Raw genomic sequence first — 18,317 nt, 5'->3', positions numbered from 1 at the left:
ACCACTATTGGTCTGTAGTAGTAACCACTACTGGTATGCGCGTTGACCAGTAGTGGTTGCTTTATCGACCTGAGGTAAAGGGGGAGGTCAAGTGAAGCAGTGCCCCTCGGAGTTTCTGGGCAAGACGCGTTAATCGGCCTACTCGCTGGTAGATGCGCACCTCGTCATGGGAGTGGGCGATCATTCGGTCTCCGACAATATGCACGGAGTCGATATCCCAACCTTCTCTCATCAGCTACGATGTCGTATACACGGACAACGATTCCAAGTAAGAGTGAGCGATGAAGAATACCAATCTTACATTGATATATATCTACTTATATATTAGAAACGATGCAAAATCGTCTACACCATCTACTCTCTCTGGAAGATATGTAGGGTATCTTTCACATCTTTAATGTACAGCTTATCGCCTGATATATAGAGTGGTTGGGGTGTGACCAAGTGATTACCGGTTGCCTTTCTTTCCTCAAAGGGAATTATCTCCTCTGTCCAAAGTAGCTTGCGAGCTTTCAAATCAAAGATACCCACTCGACCTATGCCGTACCGATCTGTTTTCATCTCCGCCAGAAAGGTAAAGTGATCACCCTGAAGATTGGGAGCGTAGATATAATCAAACCTACCAATACCATCGGGATCTTCCTCTAAAAAGACACGACTCTCTGCAAGGTCACCTGTAGTGGCGTCAATCACCTGAAAGCCCAAGTAACTAATACAAACAATAGATCTATCAGACTCCCAATAAAAACAATCTCCGAGTCCTGCTACTTGAGTGTATTCTACTTTGTCCTGATCTGCAGGATTGCCTGAAAGCTGATATACCACTTTCCCTGTAGCTACATCAAGAGCAACTAAACGGCTAAACTGAGTGGAGAACCAAAGCAAATTCTCAGTAATACCTAATATTTTGGAGATGCGATCTACTTCGTCCGGCGTATAGATATTATCCTCACCAAGATCCTCAAAGGAAAAAGACCATAGAGCCTCAGTCCTATTATCAATGCGCCTAATCTCTTTCTTATAAAAATCATCGTATGCTATTAGCACATCATCTTCCACATATAGCTCATAAGGGATATGGGAACTTAGCGAGAATTCTCCTGTTATGGGATTCAATAGATTGTACTCATCAAAACCAGAGCTATATCCAACATACAAGGATTTTCCATCAATCAAATAAGTGTTCTTTTCCACTGAACTTAATACTCTCTTATTCAAATAGACCTCTAACTTACCAACCGAAGCATACCATAGGTACAGAAACTCTCCTTTGGTCCTTATCTCTAAGGGTGCCTCATCTTTCTGAAAAAGTTCATCACACAAGCTAAGGTATTCCCTTTCATCTTGTGTAAAAGAATAACACCCACTTTGTGGGTCAAATCCACAAACATTCGCCAGTCTATTGGTTTCCTTATACTTCATGTCTATGTTATTCGGTTATCACAACAACGTGTCTGCATCCCTGGAATAGCTCACTTCTTGACAATCCCTTAGCACTGCATTTCCCGAAAAGACGGAGACTATGCCTGAGGCGATACATGAGACTATTATTATTGAGCTGTATAGCTTGCTGAGCTTACACGACATAAGGCGGACAATCAGTCTCGCCCTAGTTCGAGCTGTCGGCGCATGAAGAGCCTAAAGGCGAGGCTTCTTCGTCGTCAAAGTTAGCCCTTTCGACGGGGAGTACGGCGGGGGAGCTATGGGGGGAAGGGTGCGGGCTTGCGGAAGGGGGTGGTGTGAACCTATATTGGTCGGTGGGTTGACCTATATAGGTCGTCATCGCGACCTATATAGCTTCGTCGTCGGACCAATATAGGTCAGCCCACCGACCTATATAGGTTGATTTATCACCCTGTGGAGGGTGGTGGTGCAAGCGGTGTCTATCATAGATAGAGCTGTAGCGAAAGGCTGTCACGACAAGAAGAGGAGAGGGGTATACGAACCAGTACTGGTCACCGACGTGACCAGTACTGGTAACTGATATCAACCACTACTGCTTCGCGCTGCGACCAGTACTGGTCAGACGAGTGACCAGTACTGGTTACTTTTTACCCTTCGAGAAGGCGCGTAGGCAAAGGGCAGGAGAAGGGGGACAAAGGAGCATCGGGGAGCGGGTCGTCGGCAGGTCGTTGGTGAGGCTTTGTGGGGTGGTTTGCGGGGCAAAATGGGCGGTAAGGGCGCACTTACCAAAATATTTTCGGAAATAAACCATAGGTGTGGATAAATTTCTGTAATTTTGTATCGCAAGATGTTCCCCTCACCAAGGGGCTATCATCCAGCAACAGAGAGATTCAGTAAATCAGTTTAACGAAACGAATAATAAAGATGATTAAAGTAGGTATCAACGGCTTCGGACGTATCGGCCGTTTTGTCTTCCGTGCAGCCCAGAAGCGTAGCGACATCGAGATCGTAGGTATCAACGACCTCCTCGATGCAGAGTATATGGCTTATATGCTCAAGTATGACACGATGCATGGTCGCTTCGACGGTACGGTCGAAGTCAAGGATGGCCACCTCGTGGTCAACGGTAAGACGATCCGCGTCACCGCCGAAAAGAACCCCGCTGACCTCAAGTGGAACGAAATCGGTGCTGAGTACGTCGTCGAATCAACGGGTCTCTTCCTCTCTAAGGAAAAGGCTCAGGGTCACATCGACGCTGGTGCAAAGTACGTCGTCATGTCTGCTCCTTCTAAGGACGACACGCCTATGTTCGTCTGCGGTGTCAACACCGACAAGTACGTCAAGGGCACGCAGTTCGTATCTAACGCTTCTTGCACGACGAACTGTCTCGCACCTCTGGCTAAGGTCCTCCACGACAACTTCGGTATCACCGACGGTCTGATGACCACGGTTCACGCTACGACGGCTACGCAGAAGACTGTCGACGGTCCTTCTGCCAAGGACTGGCGTGGTGGCCGCGCTGCTGCTGGCAACATCATCCCTTCTTCTACGGGTGCTGCTAAGGCTGTAGGTAAGGTCATCCCCGAGCTCAACGGTAAGCTCACCGGTATGAGCTTCCGCGTACCTACCCTCGACGTCTCTGTCGTTGACCTCACGGTCAACCTCGCTAAGCCTGCTACCTACGCAGAGATCTGCGAAGCTATCAAGAAGGCTTCTGAAGGCGAACTCAAGGGTATCCTCGGCTACACGGACGAAGATGTCGTATCAAGCGACTTCCTCGGCGACACGCGTACGTCTATCTTCGACGCTAAGGCTGGTATCGCTCTGACGGACAAGTTCGTCAAGCTCGTCAGCTGGTACGACAACGAAATCGGCTACTCCAACAAGGTCCTCGACCTCGTAGCTCACATGGCTAAGGTCAACGGCTAATCCCCCGACCGAGTTCATAAACCTCTTATCAGCCCCCCGCTATGCCTATGGTATGGTGGGGGGCTGATGCCTTATCTATCCCTACCACCACCGCACAGACCTCGACCTAACTATGCCCTTTCGCTCCTTCATGACGCGCACGCACCGCTTCCTCGGTGCGCTGATGAGCGTCCTCTTCGTGGCCTGGTTCGTCTCAGGCCTCGTCCTTATCTACCACGCCTATCCCAAGTACTCGATGGACGAGGAGCTGAAGCACAGCGCCCGTCTCCCCGAGAGCTTGCCCACGACAGATAGCCTGCACGCCCTCTTCACCTCCCTCCAGATTGACACCGTGCCGCTGGAGCGCCTGAAGATCTCTGGCGGGACGTATGCCGACAGCCGTGCGCGTCTCGTCATCCGCCCCGTAGAGGGGGAGCGGCGTGAGCTGGCCTTCGACGGCGACAGCCTGCGCTCGCTCCAGCTCGACAGAGCGTATCTGGAGACCATCGCCGCACGCTGGGGGCAGCGCATCGAGCGCATCGACACCATCACGGAGCTCGACCAGTGGACGCCCTTCTCACGCCTCACGGAGGACCTTCCCTTCTATCGTCTCCTTCTCACCGGAGGCGCCGGGCATGAGGTCTATGTCTCGAGCGTGACGGGCGACGTGCTGCAGGAGTCCACCCGCAGCGAGCGTCTCTGGGCCTGGGCTGGTGCTATCCCGCACTGGATCTACTTCACCTACATCCGCTCGCGTGCCGACCTCTGGCGCTGGGTCATCATCGTCCTCGGCGCTATCGGTACGTTCATGGCGCTGACGGGCTTCTACCTCGGCATCGTGCACTACCGTAGCCGTGCGAAGAAGAAGGCCGCGAAGCTCTTCTCGCCTTTCCCCCGCAAGCGCTACCAGTGGCACCACTTCTTCGGCACCGTCGGAGGTGTGCTCATCATCGCGTGGGTGCTGACGGGCCTGCTCTCCGTCGTGCACTTCCCCCACACCGAGACGACGGACTACCCCGTGGAGCAGCTCGAGGGAAGACCGCTCGGTATGACGGACTACTGCACCGACCTCACGGCCCTGCGTCAGGCTGAGCCCGAGCTACGTGCTCTGACCTTCACCTCGCTGGGGCATATCCCTGTGCTGAAGGCTGATGGGCAGGAGGCGCACTACTATGATGGTCGCTCCGTAGCACCCAAGCGCCTCAGCCTCGACAGCGCCGAGATCATCACCGAGCTCCGCACGGTCTTCGGCGAAGGGCATCACTACACGGCTGAGCTGATGGACAAGTACGACACGTACTACATCCACCGCGCTGGCAAGCTCCCCTTGCCCGTCTGGCGCATCGCTATCGACACGAAGGACCACCACACCTACTACGTCGATCCCAAGACGGGTATGTGGCGTATGTATGCGGATAGTGAGCGCATCGACGCATGGATGTTCATGAAGCTCCACCGCCTGCAGTTCGCTCCCTTGGTGAATACCCCAGGGGCATGGCCCGTCGTGATGTGGGCATTCATGCTCATCGGGCTCATCACCTCGCTGACGGGGCTGATGCTCGCCTTCGACTATGTGCGCCGTCTCCTGCGCCGTCGCGGGAAGAAGAAGCACTAAGCGCCTCACCCACCTATATACACGTATCCCCCACGACCCGAGCGGATCGTGGGGGATACGTGTATATAGGGGAAGTCCTTAGCAGGGGGGCTTAGAACTGGTAGCTAAGCTTGAAGCGTACCGTACGGCCAGGCATGTGGTAGCCGTCCTTCTCGGTGTAGTGCTCGTCGTAGAGGTTGTCTACATTGACCCCCAGACCGAGGCGCTGCTTGATGGTGTAGTGCAGCGAAGCCCCGAAGATCAGTGCCGAGGGGTGCTGGAGACGACCGCCCCAGTCGGGCTGCTCAGCAGCTACGCGTGCAGCGAGCCCCGTGCGGATATTGGGGTAGTAGCCGAACCAGTTGTCCTCCCAGCGCTGGCCGATGTAGCGACCCGAGAGGCCGAACTGCAGGCCTTCGCGTGTGGTGAAGTCGAGGCCGAAGGTGACGTTCTGCGAGCGCACGTACTTGATAGGCGTCCAGTCGCTGGCGGCGGCGAGCTTCATCTTCGAGTGGAGGAGGAGCGTAGCGTTGGCATAGGCCTTCAGCGAGAAGGCGTAGTCCACGAGGCTACCGAAGTCGTAGGCGGCCATCAGCTCGAGGCCGTGCATGCGAGCCTTGTCGCTATTGATGAAGGTCTTCGTAGCCGTCTTGTCGGGATTCGTCGTGACCTTGTCGACGATCATATCCTTGTGGTCGGTGTAGAAGTACGTAGCGTCGAGGTCGATACCCTTCTCATAGTTGGTATAGCCGATCCCCCCGTCGATGGTCAGTGAGCTCTCGGGGCGCAGGTCACGATTCCCTACGGTCGTCGTCTTGCCGCTGGTGTACTGACCGGCCTTGCGGTAGGCGTCAGGAGCAGCGAAGGCCGTCCCAGCAGAGGCGTGCAGACGCAGGCCGCGAGCGAGCTCATACTTCAGACCGAGGTTGGGGCTGAAGACGAGGTGCTGCTCGTGCTTAGCTTCGCTCTTGAGGCGGCTATCGGCGCTGAGGTCGAAGCGCATGAGGTCGAGGCGTGCACCAGCAGAGACGATGAAGCGCTCGGTGACGCTGAGATTCGTCTGGGCGAAGAAGCCGAGGCTGGAGGTCGAGTAGTCGGGGTTGTAGCTCGCCTTCTGGGCACCCTTAGCGTCGAAGGACTTGGTCTTCGTGTCGCTCTTCTTGTAGTCGGCACCGAGGGTCAGGCGGTGTGCGCCGAGCGTCATGTCGTCCTGCAGGATAGTCCCGTAGTCCTGACCATTGCGGCGGTAGTTGATGATAGCACCGCTACCGGCCTTGTCGTAGTTCTGCGACACCTCGAAGGAGTAGTAGGGGCGCAGTGCGAGGCGATGGATGCCGACCTGCCCGAGGACTTCGAGCGAAGTGAGCGAGCGCGTGATGTCCTTCTGCGAGAGGCCGTAGACCCCGTAGATGCTACCGCCCGTGCGGATAGCGTCGCCGATGAAGAGGTTCTCGTAGGCGTTCACCGACCAGTTAGGCGAGAAGTCATAGCCGAGGCGAAGGCTACCCGTGTAGACACCATAGGTGCTACCAGGCATCGTAGCGCCACGCGTCTCGGGGTCTACGATAGCCTTGGCGAGGCTGTTGTGACGGAGGATATCGTTGTTACCCGCCTTGTAGTTCGTGTGCTCGCTGGTGTAGCCGGCGCTGAGGTCGAAGGACAGACCCGAGACGATGCGCCCACCGAGGGCGAGCGTGCCGGCATAGTTGTCGTAGCTACCAGCCGTAGCGGAGACGCGGCCCGTGAGCTGCTCCTTGTGCTGTACAGTGACGATGTTGATGACACCACCCATAGCATTCGTGCCATAGACCGAGGAGAAGGGACCCTTGAGGATCTCTACCTGTGCGATATCCGAGAGGGCGATGGTGGAGATGTTCTCCGATGCCGTGGGGATCCCATTGATGAGGACGGTGGTATAGGCCTTACCAGGCTTGAAGCCACGGATACCGACGGTAGCGTTGAAGCCAGGGTACTGGATGACGTCGACGCTGCTGTAGTTCTTCAGGAGGTCGGGCAGGCTGGTGAAGCCCGAGCGCTGGATGGTCTCGGCGCTGATGACCTCGATCTTGCTGGGCACCTTCTTCAGGGGAAGGATGGAGCGCGTACCGTAGACGAGGACCTCGTCAATGTTTGCGGTACGGAGGCTATCCGTGGTGCTTGCTGAGAGCGGGAGGGCCAGTGAGGCCGCCGCGATGAGAAGCGTTAGCTTTTGTTTCATACGTTGTTTGCTTGGTTAATATACAGATGCACTGCGCTCTCCGAGGGCGGAGAGGAGTGCGGTGATAGAGTGATGCTGGGTCGTGATCCCCGTAGGGGTGCGGAGCGTCCAGCCTGCTTCGCTGATGGTGATGCTGCTGGTCTCGGGCGGCAGGTCGCCAGAGATGATGCCGTAGCCGAGGCGGTGAAGCGCACGGCACGTCCAGCTGTAGCGTAGGCCTTCGCCCGTGAGATGGATCTGCTGACCGGGCTCTTCGGCGATGGAGAATTCCCCTCGCTCCTGGTCAAAGCGCAGACGTGGGTCGCCGAAGACACGCTCGATATCGCCATCGAGGATGAGGTCTTCGGGGGCCTTGGCTGTGATAGCTCCCGAGCGGTCTAGGAGCCAGATCGTGTCTGCCCAGCCGAGGGCCAGATCGAGCTCGTGCGTGGAGATGAGGATGCTCTTGCCGAGCTTGTGGGCGAGCGTGCGGAGCATCGTCGTCACCTCCAGACGGGAGGGGAGGTCGAGGTGCGCCGTGGGCTCGTCGAGGAGGATGAGTGGAGTCTCTTGCGCTAAGGCACGGGCGATCATCACGCGCTGCTTCTCGCCGTCACTCAGCGTGTCGAAGATACGCTCGCGTAGCTCCGTGAGGCGGCACGTGGCGAGCGCCTCTTCGCAGATACGCTTGTCCTCGGCACTGAGCACACCACGGAAGCCCGTATAGGGGTAGCGACCGATGGTGACGACCTCCCAGACGTCCATGTTGCCTGCGGGGATGCGCTCGGTGAGTACGAGGCTCAGCTGACGGGCGACCTCCTTCATCGTGAGGCTGGAGAGGGGCTTTTCTCCCAGCTCTACTTCGCCAGCAAGGGGTGGTAGCAGGCCTGCCATGGTGTGCATGAGCGTGGACTTCCCACTGCCATTGGGGCCCATGAGCATGACGATCTCGCCAGGGCGAATGGAGAGGCTGAGGTCGGGGGAGATGACGACGCTACGGCGACGCTCCGTGTAGCCTGTGCGCAGGTGGCGGAGCTCGATCGTGAGGTGCTGTGTCTTACTTGAAGGCATCGCGCTTACGCTTATTACCCAGGACGACGAGGATGACTACGGGGGCGCCGAGGAGCGAGGTGATCGCATTGATCGGGAGGACGAACTGATGGCCTGGGGCCTGCGTCAGGAGGTCACACACGAGGAGGAGGAAGGAGCCCGAGAGGATCGTCGCTGGGACGAGGATATGGTGGTCGGCCGTACGGAAGAGTAGACGTACGAAGTGCGGGACGGCCATGCCGAGGAAGGCAATAGGCCCCGTGAAGGCCGTGATACAGCCCGTGATGATGCTGGTGATGACGATGAGTAGACGACGTACCAGACGGATGTTCGTCCCGACGGAGCGCGCATAGTTCTCCCCGAGGCCGAGGGCATTCATCTGCTTCGGCATGAGGAGGGCAGCGATGAGCCCGACGAGGACGACGGGGAGCATGAGCTGCAGCTGGCGCCAGGTCGTGCCCGCCACGCTACCGAAGCTCCAGATGAGGTAGGTCTTCAGCGTATCTTCGTCACTGAAGTACTGCAGGATGGAGATGACGCTCGAGGCGAGGAAGCCGATCATCACCCCGACGATGAGCACCGAGACGATGTCGTGCAGACGGCTCGAGACGGCGGAGATCATCAGGAGGACGCTGAGTGCGCCGATGCAGGCAGCGAGGATGATGCCCCACGTGTCCGCCACGCCTGCCGTAGAGAGGAGCGAGGGGAAGAGCGTATAAGCCATCGTATAGATCGCTACGCCCACGCCTGCACCGCTATTGATCCCGAGGATCGAGGTATCGGCCAGGGGGTTGCGGAAGAGCGTCTGCATCTGCAGGCCAGCGATAGAGATCCCTGCGCCAGCGATGAGCGAGGTGAGCGCCTTCGGCAGGCGGAAGTTCAGGACGACGTAGCTCGTCGTCGTATGCTCACCGTGGCCGAGGAGCGTGTCGATGACATCGCTCGCAGGCAGAGAGACGCTGCCCCACATGATGTCGAGCACGAAGGCCACGACGATGCCGAGCGAGATGAGGAGGAAGAGGATCGAGTGACGTGCGCGCATGGGCTACTGTAGCTTGACCCAGTAGGTCGTCTCGTAGTCGGGGAGGAGGTGCGGACGCGTGATCTTGATGAGGTCCTTCAGGATGAGGTGCGGGTTGTAGGGCCCGCTCTCCCAGTAGTCATTACCCCCGTACTCATTGACACGCTTGCGGTCGATCCAGACGTTGCCCGCCTTGGCTGCATCGAAGTGCTGGTAGCGCTCGTTCATCGAGAGGAAGTCCTTCAGGGTGATGTCCTTGCCGACCATCATGCTGAGCCATACGGGAGCATGGCGGTGACGGCTGAAGACGTATTCGAAGCTCATGGGCTTATTCGTCACCTGCCCAGGGATGAAGTCATACTTGATGTGTGCGTCGGTGAGCATCGAGGTGACGTAGGAGTATTCGCCAGGGACGTACCACGAGCCTTTGTAGTCCTGCCCGTAGAGGACGGGGCGGAAGTCGGGCTCTTGCGCAGCGATCTTCTTGGCCTCGAGGTACTCACGCTCGATGCGCTGGAAGGTCTCTTCGGCACGGACATTGCGCCCGAAGAGCATCCCGATGAACTTCATCCACTCAGCACGCCCGAGGAGACTCTGCTCCTTCCAGTTATTGAAGAAGACGATCTCGATACCTGAGGCGCGGATGTCCTCGTCCTTGCCATCGGAGTCCTGTAGACCCTGCATGATGATCTCGGGGTGGGTGGCGATGATCTGCTCGACATTGCGCCCCATGCCACGGCCGATCTCGGCGATCTCGCCACGGCGCGTGCGCTCGGCGAGGATGCTGTCATTGATGTTGCGTGGGTCGCTACATGCTACGAGGACATCACGCAGGTCGAGGAGCGTCAGTGCACCGATCTCCGTCGTGGAGAGCGTACCCATGGTGCGCACGGGTACAGCGATGAAGCGTGCGCCAGGGGCATTCACCTCGGGCTTATGATCGCGAGGGTAGAGGATGTAGCGGGCGAGGGTATCGGGCTCGTCGGGGGTGAAGATAAACACCTCCTTGTAGCCAGGATGGTTGGCTACTTGGATGCCCTTGGCATGGTCGAAGTGCACGGCATGCGCGAAGTCCGCACTATCGGCGACGATGCTATCTGTGGCAGCCGTACGCTGGCTGGAGTGTCCTGTGCAGCTCCCTAAGAGCATGAGGAGGCACGCAAGGAGAAGTAAAGGCTTGGTCATGCGTAATTACATTAGGATACGTGTGCCTCCAAAGAGGCACGGGGAACCGAAATTCCAGCACAAAGGTACAAGAAGAATACGGCTTCTTCATATAGAGCGCTTTGCGCCCTGCGCTGAATGCCCCGCATAGCTCCCCGATGCATGGCTCTTCCGCTACGATGGCGGGGGAGCGAGCTATATTGCCTTTTCCCCGAAGAGTAGGAGAAAAACGGCCGTCCCCGTAGTGCTATAAGTCGGCTCCTATATAGCTTTTCCTTCGTCTTGGTACGTGGATTTATAATCTCGGTGCGTAAATCCTATCATCCACGTGCGTAGTCCTAAGATCTACGTGCGTGGACGCCGCTTTAGGCGTAGTGCTACGCCGCTTTTTCTCGTAGAGGTCGAGGCATTTTCTCAAAGAAGACGTACAGCTATCATATAATGAGCGGCGGCAGCCCCCATCGGGGGCTGCCGCCGCTTGCTTATGGAGTGGGATTACAGCGTTGTCTGTATCTGATACGAATGGGAGAGAGTGCTAGAAGTAGCCCTTATTGCTCCCTTCGTCGCCCGTAGAAGAGTAGTAGCGATAGAAGTCCATAGCTACACGCTCCCAGTCCGTCGTACCGAGGAGCTTCATCATGCGCTGAGCGAAGGTACGCATCTCTTCGTCCGTGAAGTAGCCATTAGGTGAGGTCAGCTGATCGAGTGGAACAGCTTGATACTGCACCTTGTCCTTGTCCTTATCCTCAGCTTCGCGTACACGACGGCTGTAATCGTTCAGGATGCCCTCGATGACCTCATCCATGAAGCGCTTCTGTGCCGCGATATTGACGGGGAGAGTGAGGTGGAGGAGTCGCTTGCCTGACTTCACTGTAGCGTTGGGGGCGAAGAAGGGCGAAGCCTTACCACCCTCAAGCTTCCCCTTGGGGCTATGCCAGAGGTCGATGTTCAGGAGGAAGTGGCCTGTCTCGGGGAACTGGTAGTAGCCCTTGATGCCGATAGGCTCCGTCTCGGGGAGGAAATAGTAGAGCTTCTTCCCAGCATTATCTGTGGGGCTCTTAGAGGCAGACTGATTCCAGACATTGGTGTCGCAGTAGACATAGCGTAGGATGCTGGTGGGGTCAGCAGCATTGACTGCTATGGGCTTGCCATCAAAGTCTGTAGCTTCTGTGGGGTAGAAGAAGAACTGATATTGTGAGCGAAGCTCCTCAGAGGTGTATTGGTCATTGAGCAGCTTGCCCTCGGCATCGTAGAGCTCAATGACAGCTCCATAGTCGGGAGCGATAGAGGAGTAGACCTTAGGATCCCAGGCAAAGAGCTGGAAGGCGATGAGGTCAGAATAAGGTGCCCCTGGTGCTAAGCTCCAGGTATCGCCATTCTTGACGAAGGTGAACTCCTGGCTATCATAGATATTTCGAAGGTCATACTTGCCTGACGAGGGCACGAAGTGGAAGTCCTGTTTCCCATGTAGATGCCCCATGCTCAGCTTGATAGTGACTCGAGCGATTTCTCCAGATGTAGAGGGAGAAGGGGTGGGTGGGACATTGGGGGTATCATCTCCCTTACAAGCAGAGAGGCCCAGCGTCACTACTGCGAGGAGGCTGAGGGCGAGGGTCTTGATGAATGTTGCTTTCATAATGGATGAAGTCGAGAGGTTAGTTGGTGGCGACGTCGAAGTGGATCGTCATATTGATATCCGAGTCTGCACCTGGCAGGACGGTAGAGTAGAAAGGACGGATGCTCTTGGAGCCAGCGGAGGTGAACTTCGTATTGAAGAAGTGCCCCAGCGTGATGAGCATAGTTACTTCCTTGGGTTCAGCTCCATTGGCGGGCTTGACGAACATGAGGAAGCCCGAGAGCCCGACGGGATTGGCGTCGAGATATTCCGAGCCATTGCTTTGCTTCCGGGGGATGCGGTCGCAGTAAGCGTAGTCGTAGCTCAGCGCTTCCTTGTAGCGGGCGAAGATGGGGGCATTGCTCCCGTCGGTGCTGTAGCCGAGGATCTGCTTGAAGAAGTGCTGATGGCGGTTGATCTGCTCATCAGATACGAGCTGAGCATCCATAGATTCGCCCGTAGCAGTCTTATAGTTGATGGTCAGGAGGTAGACGCGGTTAGGCACCTTCGTCGTGCTCTCTACCGAGAAGCGTCGTACGTAGCCCGCACCTTCGGTGTACTTGATCTGACCGCTACTTTGGTCAAGCTCGATGGTTTGATGTACACGGTCCAGCTCGACATCGTCTGGGCTCATCTGAGCGGAGAAGGTCTTGCCAGCCTTGAGTGTCCCTTGGGTGAGGGTAAGCTGGGCGATAGTGGGCTGGTCATGCCCCTTGTTCTGTCGTTCATCGGTGGGGACCTTAGGGGTAGTCTTACCACAGCTGCTGAGGATAGCTACGAGGAGGACGGCGAGTGCTCCGAAGCGGAGACGTAGAGGGAATCGGTTCATTGTTTTAATTGGAGATTAAGTGTGGAAGTCTTGTTGTTGATCAGTTAGAAGTGCCAGTGCAGTGCCAGGCGGACATCGCGACCAGCATCGTGAGCGTAGTAGCGTGCACGGTTCGTGTACTCCTTGTACTCTGTATTGAAGAGGTTATCTACGCCGAGGGTGAGGCGAAGAGCCTGACGGCCACGGAGGGGCTTTGAGAGGCTTGCTTCAAGGCCGAAGAGGTGGTAGGGGCTGGGGCTATCCGTAAGATCCGTGCTCCTATCGAAGCGGTGCTGTCGGTCGACGAAGAGATGACTGACCGACAGCTCGCTCTGCCAACTCTTGGGTAGGTCTATGCGTACTCCCACTTCCTCCGACAGACGGAGGGCAGGTATGTAGGGGAAGTAGCGACCGGTCTTACGCTCTTCGGCCCAGACCATAGAGCCCTTGACACGAGCATAGAGTCGCTCGGGTAGTATGTAGTAGCGGGTATCGATATCGAATCCACGGAAGAAAGCATCCCGCTGGCGGTAGCGGAAGATGGGATATTCCCCAGCAAGTGTCTGGGCAAACTCATTCGAAGGTTCCTCGTAGATATATCCGTCCATCCACTGGAGATAGCCATCGATGTTCAAGTCCCATCTATCGGAGTGGTGCGTGAGTGATGTCACCCACTTATATCCGCGCTCCGAGCGGAGTGTGCTGTCTCCGTAGACGAAGATTGCAGAGCCGTGCTGGCTACCCAGGCTGTAGAGCTCCTGTACATGTGGTGCACGGAAGGCGAGTCCTACGTTGCTCGTCAGCTTGCCGCCCTTCCACAGGTGTAGGTGTCCACCGAGGGTGTAAGTGAGATTGGTGAAGTTGTGATCCCCAGAGAAATACTCCCCTGCGATGTTGTAGCCTGCGACGCGCATCTTCGTCTGCTCGAGGCGAAGCCCTGCTTCAAGGCCAAAGTGGTCAGCTTGGTAGCGCTGTAGAGCATAACCACCCCAAGAGGTCTGGGTATAGTTCGGGATCGGCGGCGTGAAGCCAGTGCCAGCGTTACTGTAGTTGTCAAGGTACTCGCCGTGTAATCCGACTTCGCTATCCCAGTGGTGGTAGTGCTTGCGCCATGAGGCATCGGTCTGAAGGGAGGTTAGAGAGAGTGAGAGGGTCGGTACTGCGGAGTAGGCACTGTTTCTGCGGATGGCGTACTCCTCTCGGCGGTCTCGCTGGAGGGAGCCTTGGAGCGTGAAGAGCCCGAGATGCTCATTGCTCCAAGTCCCCTTGAGTCGAGCTAGATAGTGGACGACGCTATGGTAGGGGCTACTGATCTCACGGGAGAAGGGGCGGAAGAGGTCAGGCTTCCCTCGCTCAAGGAGCTCCGCCATGCCTTCTCGGCTACGCAGATGGCCGGAGGGCAGAAGGCCCGTCTTATTCTGATATCGGCTGAAGAGACCTTCGATCGTCAGCTGGTCTTTTCTCCATCCCAGCGTGAGGGCATTGTTGAGCTCACGCACCCCGGTATTCATCAGCCGGTAGTGGGCTGAGGATCGGTCCCCTGCATTGGTGTAAGATGTCTGCAGGCGGTAGGCTAAAGGCGTGTAGCCTGGGAAGGTCCCTTCGAGGCGTACGGACGAGCTCAGGCGGTGCCCATTCGTGGCGTACGCTCCTGCTATGCTTCCTCTCAGACCAGCTTCATCGTAAGGCAAAGAGCTCTGATTCATGACTATCACACCAGCGATCGCCTCTGCTCCATAGCGTACCGCTTCGGCGCCCTTGACGACGTGGACCTGGTCGTTGGCGTCGACGCTGACCTCGGGGGCGTGGTCGTCGCCCCACTGCTGGCCTGACTGACGGACGCCATTATTGACGATGAGCACACGCGTGCCGTACATGCCGTGGATGACGGGCTTCGCTGTCGTCGTGCCCGTCTGCAGGCTCGTGACGCCGCTGACCTCGGTGAGGAGGGAAGCGAGGTTGCGCCCGAGGTTGCGCTCGATGCGCTCGGTAGAGACCTTCGTGGAGACGACGTTGGCGGAGACGGGACGGCGGTTGCCGACGACCTTCACCGAAGAGAGGTCGCGGTCCTCAGGGCGCAGACGCAGGGTGAAGGGGCTGGGGGTGCTGCGGAGCTTGTCCTGAGGGATGAAGCCTTCGTGATAGCCGACGAGATGGACGTGCAGGCCGTCCTCCTCGCTCCCCGTGAGGGCGAGGGTCAGCTGGCCCTTGAGGTCGGTCTGCATGGAGCGACGGCCGATGTGGCCGACGGCGCCTGGGAGAGGCTCTCCAGTTCGATCGTCGAGGACCTGGATGATGAGGCTACGGCTCTGGGCATGCACAGGGTATGCACCCAGGGCAAGGGCGAGGAGCATCCCCAGAGATAGGAGGACGCCGCGCCATCTTGCCAGTGATAGATAGCACATAGGTAGGAAAAGGATGATATGGATGAAGGGTCGGGAAGAGGCTATAGCATAGCGGTCCTCTTCGCGTATATAGCCAGCTGTAGCCACGAGCTACACGGCCAAGCGTAGCACTCCCATACAGGCAGGGAGCACGCTATAAGTGATGCATAGGGGGCAGAGGCAGGGCAAAGATTACCCTACAAGTGGCCTCTGGTAAGCGATTTAGGCGAAGGTGGGAGGAGCCCGTAGCTGTACCGCATCCCTGCGGATCGAGTGGGCCAGGCGCACCAGGCGCACCCCGAGGAGGCACACGCCGAGAGCCACTGCTGCGAGCAGCGTGCCGATGGCGAGAGCTAAGAACGGGGTATGGACGAAGTGACAGATCGAGCAGTCGGTCTTCGTCACGTGGGAGGTGTAGCCCTCTGTAGATACGACATCCTGCACGGCGTCAGCGCGGTGGCTGAAGTCGTGTAGGCTGACCATCGCCAGGAGACTCAGGAAGAGCCCGAGGAAGAGGGTCGCCAGCCGACGGGTATATCGCTCGTTGGTCTGCATAATCTTGTGCGAGGTGCTACTGCCTGCAAATATAACGAATTCAGACCGAAGGCTTATATCATAGAGAAGAGGACCCACCTAAGAAAAAGTGGTCTTCCCGTGGAGAAAAAAGCAGCTCCCCGTAGTGATCTTCCTCTGTCTACGCACGTGGTCTTAACGACTACGTACGTAATTCCTAACGACTACGCACGTAGATATTAGAGCCACGTACGTAGATGAAGCTTATCTACTATTGCTCCGCAGCTTTTCTTCGTGCGGGTAAGAGATCCTTCCCTTGGTCTTCACTCCTTTATACCCCTTTCTTCACCCGCTCGATATATATAATGTCGTACTCGCTGACAGCTGTAGGTGGGGGCGGTGTGTCATATTGGTAAGAGGACCTTGGAATGGGGCTTTGCAACCTTTTATCTACCTTTGGCATACTCTTTGCTTAAGAAAATAAAGAAATATGCACTTGGCTCCAGAAAGTCAAGAGCGCTAGAGTAATCAAATAACGACTTAGATCATGAGCATTAAACCATTGGCAGACCGCGTACTTATACGCCCTGCAGCCCAAGAAAAGAAGACAGCCAGCGGGATTATTATCCCTGACTCTGCTCAGGAAAAGCCCCTGCGTGGCGAAGTCATCGCCGTAGGTGGTGGCACGAAGGACGAAGAGATGGTCCTCAAGGCTGGTGACATCGTCCTCTACGGTAAGTACGCTGGCACCGAGATCGAGCATGAAGGAGAGAAGTTCCTCATCATGCGTCAGTCCGATGTCCTCGCTACAGTCTAAGGTCTACCTAAGTATGTTATAGCAAATCCTAAACTCAAATGGCAAAAGAAATCAAGTTCGATATAGAGGCACGTGAGAGCCTCAAGCGCGGCGTTGACGCTCTGGCTAACGCTGTCAAGGTAACCCTCGGCCCTAAGGGTCGCAACGTCATCCTCGGTAAGACCTACGGCGCACCCCACATCACCAAGGACGGTGTCTCCGTAGCTAAGGAGATCGAGCTCGAAGACCCATTCGAGAACATGGGTGCTCAGCTCGTCAAGGAGGTCGCTTCTAAGACTAACGACGATGCTGGTGACGGTACGACCACGGCTACGATCCTTGCCCAGAGCATCATCGGTGTCGGGCTGAAGAACGTCACCGCAGGTGCTAACCCCATGGACCTCAAGCGCGGTATCGACAAGGCTGTCGCTAAGATCGTCGCTGAGATCCGCTCTATGGCGCAGGAGATCGGTGACAACTTCGAGAAGATCGAGCACGTAGCTAAGATCTCTTCAAACGGAGACGAACAGATCGGCCAGCTCATCGCTGAAGCTATGCGCAAGGTCAACAAGGAAGGTGTCATCACCGTCGAAGAGGCCAAGGGTATTGAGACGACTGTTGGGGTTGTCAAGGGGATGCAGTTCGACCGCGGCTATATCTCTCCTTACTTCGTCACTAACTCTGAGAAGATGGAGGCGTCGCTGGAGAACCCCTATATCCTTTTATATGACAAGAAAATCTCCACGCTGAAGGAGATTCTACCCGTCCTCGAGCAGATCATACAGACGGGGCGTCCCCTCCTCATCATCGCTGAGGACATCGACAGCGAAGCCCTCGCTACCCTCGTCGTTAACCGCCTGCGTGGTAGTCTGAAGCTCTGTGCCGTCAAGGCTCCTGGCTTCGGTGACCGCCGCAAGGCTATGCTGCAGGACATCGCTATCCTCACCGATGGCATCGTCATCAGTGAAGAGACCGGCCTCAGCATCGACGCTGTCAGCCTCGACATGCTCGGTAAGGCTGAGAAGATCAGCGTGACGAAGGACAATACCACCATCATCAATGGCGCTGGTAATCAGGATGCGATCCTCAGGCGAATTTCAGAACTAAGAGCTCTGATCGCTAACACGACCTCCGACTACGACCGCGAAAAGCTCCAGGAACGTCTGGCTAAGCTCTCCGGTGGTGTCGCCGTCCTCTACGTCGGTGCTCCCAGCGAAGTCGAGATGAAGGAGAAGAAGGACCGCGTCGACGATGCCCTCAGCGCTACGCGTGCTGCCGTCGAAGAAGGTACCGTCCCTGGTGGTGGTACGGCGCTCCTGCGTGCTGTCCGCGCTCTTGACGGCTTCGTCGGGGAGAACGAAGACGAGACGACTGGTATCGAGATCATCCGCCGTGCTGTCGAAGAGCCCCTGCGTCAGATCGTCGCCAACGCTGGTAAGGAAGGTGCTGTCATCGTACAGCGCGTCAAGGATGGCGAAGGTGACTTCGGCTACAACGCTCGCCTTGATCAGTTCGAGAACCTCTATGCTTCGGGCGTCATCGACCCTGCAAAGGTCACGCGTGTAGCGCTGGAGAACGCCGCTTCGATCGCAGGTATGTTCCTCACGACCGAGTGCGTCATCGCCGACAAGAAGGAGGATGCTCCCGCTATGCCCGCCATGAACCCCGGTATGGGTGGTATGGGCGGCATGATGTAAGCCGTCCGCTTTAGGATTAAGAGAGCCCCCGCAGTGAAAGATTCTTTCGCTGCGGGGGCTCTCTTTTTTCCACACTTCACACAGGGGTCTGCCGAGAATAAGGAGAGACTTATACGTAATCTCTTGTCTGCACGTTCCAAAACAGATACCTTTGCTCTGATGCTAG

Annotated in this window: 13 protein-coding genes; 4 read left to right on the top strand and 9 right to left on the bottom strand. The window is 56.6% G+C overall.

Going from position 1 to position 18,317, the window contains the following annotated elements:
* Positions 1-354: 354 nt before the first annotated feature.
* Positions 355-1,422 carry a hypothetical protein gene (locus tag HMPREF1121_RS04485; RefSeq protein WP_044114946.1) on the bottom strand — a complete coding sequence of 356 codons (1,068 nt, stop codon included), beginning with the start codon at positions 1,420-1,422 and terminating at the stop codon, positions 355-357.
* Positions 1,423-2,328: 906 nt separating this feature from the next.
* Here HMPREF1121_RS04485 and gap point away from each other — a divergent pair.
* Both gap and HMPREF1121_RS08650 read left to right on the top strand, forming a co-directional pair.
* The gene (gap, locus tag HMPREF1121_RS04480) at positions 2,329-3,333 is read left to right on the top strand and encodes a type I glyceraldehyde-3-phosphate dehydrogenase (protein ID WP_044114945.1); all 1,005 of its coding nucleotides are present in this window, start codon (positions 2,329-2,331) and stop codon (positions 3,331-3,333) included.
* A gap of 112 nt (positions 3,334-3,445) precedes the next feature.
* Positions 3,446-4,927 carry a PepSY domain-containing protein gene (locus tag HMPREF1121_RS08650; RefSeq protein WP_052353595.1) on the top strand — a complete coding sequence of 494 codons (1,482 nt, stop codon included), beginning with the start codon at positions 3,446-3,448 and terminating at the stop codon, positions 4,925-4,927.
* Between the two features lie 91 nt (positions 4,928-5,018).
* Here HMPREF1121_RS08650 and HMPREF1121_RS04465 read toward each other — a convergent pair whose 3' ends face one another.
* The 8 genes from HMPREF1121_RS04465 to HMPREF1121_RS04430 all read right to left on the bottom strand — a co-directional run bounded on the left by HMPREF1121_RS04465 (position 5,019) and on the right by HMPREF1121_RS04430 (position 15,700).
* The gene (locus tag HMPREF1121_RS04465; protein WP_052353594.1) at positions 5,019-7,124 is read right to left on the bottom strand and encodes a TonB-dependent receptor domain-containing protein; all 2,106 of its coding nucleotides are present in this window, start codon (positions 7,122-7,124) and stop codon (positions 5,019-5,021) included.
* Between the two features lie 15 nt (positions 7,125-7,139).
* A complete protein-coding gene (locus HMPREF1121_RS04460) occupies positions 7,140-8,174 on the bottom strand; it encodes an ABC transporter ATP-binding protein (RefSeq protein ID WP_044114942.1) in 1,035 nt (344 codons plus the stop codon).
* On the bottom strand, positions 8,161-9,195 hold the full coding sequence (locus tag HMPREF1121_RS04455) for a FecCD family ABC transporter permease (RefSeq protein ID WP_044114941.1): 1,035 nt from the start codon (positions 9,193-9,195) through the stop codon (positions 8,161-8,163). Before HMPREF1121_RS04455 ends, HMPREF1121_RS04460 begins: the two co-directional genes overlap by 14 nt.
* Positions 9,196-9,198: 3 nt before the next feature.
* The gene (locus tag HMPREF1121_RS04450) at positions 9,199-10,359 is read right to left on the bottom strand and encodes an ABC transporter substrate-binding protein (protein WP_044114939.1); all 1,161 of its coding nucleotides are present in this window, start codon (positions 10,357-10,359) and stop codon (positions 9,199-9,201) included.
* Positions 10,360-10,873: 514 nt separating this feature from the next.
* Complete coding sequence (locus tag HMPREF1121_RS04445) at positions 10,874-11,974, bottom strand: hypothetical protein (RefSeq protein ID WP_044114938.1); 1,101 nt, start codon at positions 11,972-11,974, stop codon at positions 10,874-10,876.
* Positions 11,975-11,993: 19 nt separating this feature from the next.
* Positions 11,994-12,782, bottom strand: coding sequence for a hypothetical protein (locus tag HMPREF1121_RS04440; protein WP_044114936.1), 789 nt, complete (start codon positions 12,780-12,782; stop codon positions 11,994-11,996).
* A 44-nt stretch (positions 12,783-12,826) separates the two neighbouring features.
* Positions 12,827-15,166: a TonB-dependent receptor gene (locus HMPREF1121_RS04435; protein WP_232223734.1), complete on the bottom strand. Its 2,340-nt coding sequence runs from the start codon at positions 15,164-15,166 to the stop codon at positions 12,827-12,829.
* Positions 15,167-15,367: 201 nt separating this feature from the next.
* On the bottom strand, positions 15,368-15,700 hold the full coding sequence (locus HMPREF1121_RS04430) for a hypothetical protein (protein WP_044114934.1): 333 nt from the start codon (positions 15,698-15,700) through the stop codon (positions 15,368-15,370).
* Between the two features lie 505 nt (positions 15,701-16,205).
* Here HMPREF1121_RS04430 and HMPREF1121_RS04425 point away from each other — a divergent pair.
* The gene (locus tag HMPREF1121_RS04425; protein ID WP_044114932.1) at positions 16,206-16,475 is read left to right on the top strand and encodes a co-chaperone GroES; all 270 of its coding nucleotides are present in this window, start codon (positions 16,206-16,208) and stop codon (positions 16,473-16,475) included.
* Positions 16,476-16,513: 38 nt separating this feature from the next.
* Positions 16,514-18,151, top strand: coding sequence for a chaperonin GroEL (groL, locus tag HMPREF1121_RS04420; RefSeq protein ID WP_044114930.1), 1,638 nt, complete (start codon positions 16,514-16,516; stop codon positions 18,149-18,151).
* Positions 18,152-18,317: the final 166 nt, after the last annotated feature.

This window comes from Porphyromonas sp. KLE 1280 (assembly GCF_000700805.1).
GTDB lineage: Bacteria > Bacteroidota > Bacteroidia > Bacteroidales > Porphyromonadaceae > Porphyromonas > Porphyromonas pasteri.
This window is presented reverse-complemented; position numbering and strand designations above follow the sequence as displayed.

Coding starts and splice junctions, on each gene's coding strand:
- HMPREF1121_RS04485 (WP_044114946.1), bottom strand. CDS start 1,422: ATGAAGTATAAGGAAACCAATAGACTGGCGAATGTTTGTGGATTTGAC.
- gap (WP_044114945.1), top strand. CDS start 2,329: ATGATTAAAGTAGGTATCAACGGCTTCGGACGTATCGGCCGTTTTGTC.
- HMPREF1121_RS08650 (WP_052353595.1), top strand. CDS start 3,446: ATGCCCTTTCGCTCCTTCATGACGCGCACGCACCGCTTCCTCGGTGCG.
- HMPREF1121_RS04465 (WP_052353594.1), bottom strand. CDS start 7,124: ATGAAACAAAAGCTAACGCTTCTCATCGCGGCGGCCTCACTGGCCCTC.
- HMPREF1121_RS04460 (WP_044114942.1), bottom strand. CDS start 8,174: ATGCCTTCAAGTAAGACACAGCACCTCACGATCGAGCTCCGCCACCTG.
- HMPREF1121_RS04455 (WP_044114941.1), bottom strand. CDS start 9,195: ATGCGCGCACGTCACTCGATCCTCTTCCTCCTCATCTCGCTCGGCATC.
- HMPREF1121_RS04450 (WP_044114939.1), bottom strand. CDS start 10,359: ATGACCAAGCCTTTACTTCTCCTTGCGTGCCTCCTCATGCTCTTAGGG.
- HMPREF1121_RS04445 (WP_044114938.1), bottom strand. CDS start 11,974: ATGAAAGCAACATTCATCAAGACCCTCGCCCTCAGCCTCCTCGCAGTA.
- HMPREF1121_RS04440 (WP_044114936.1), bottom strand. CDS start 12,782: ATGAACCGATTCCCTCTACGTCTCCGCTTCGGAGCACTCGCCGTCCTC.
- HMPREF1121_RS04435 (WP_232223734.1), bottom strand. CDS start 15,166: ATGTGCTATCTATCACTGGCAAGATGGCGCGGCGTCCTCCTATCTCTG.
- HMPREF1121_RS04430 (WP_044114934.1), bottom strand. CDS start 15,700: ATGCAGACCAACGAGCGATATACCCGTCGGCTGGCGACCCTCTTCCTC.
- HMPREF1121_RS04425 (WP_044114932.1), top strand. CDS start 16,206: ATGAGCATTAAACCATTGGCAGACCGCGTACTTATACGCCCTGCAGCC.
- groL (WP_044114930.1), top strand. CDS start 16,514: ATGGCAAAAGAAATCAAGTTCGATATAGAGGCACGTGAGAGCCTCAAG.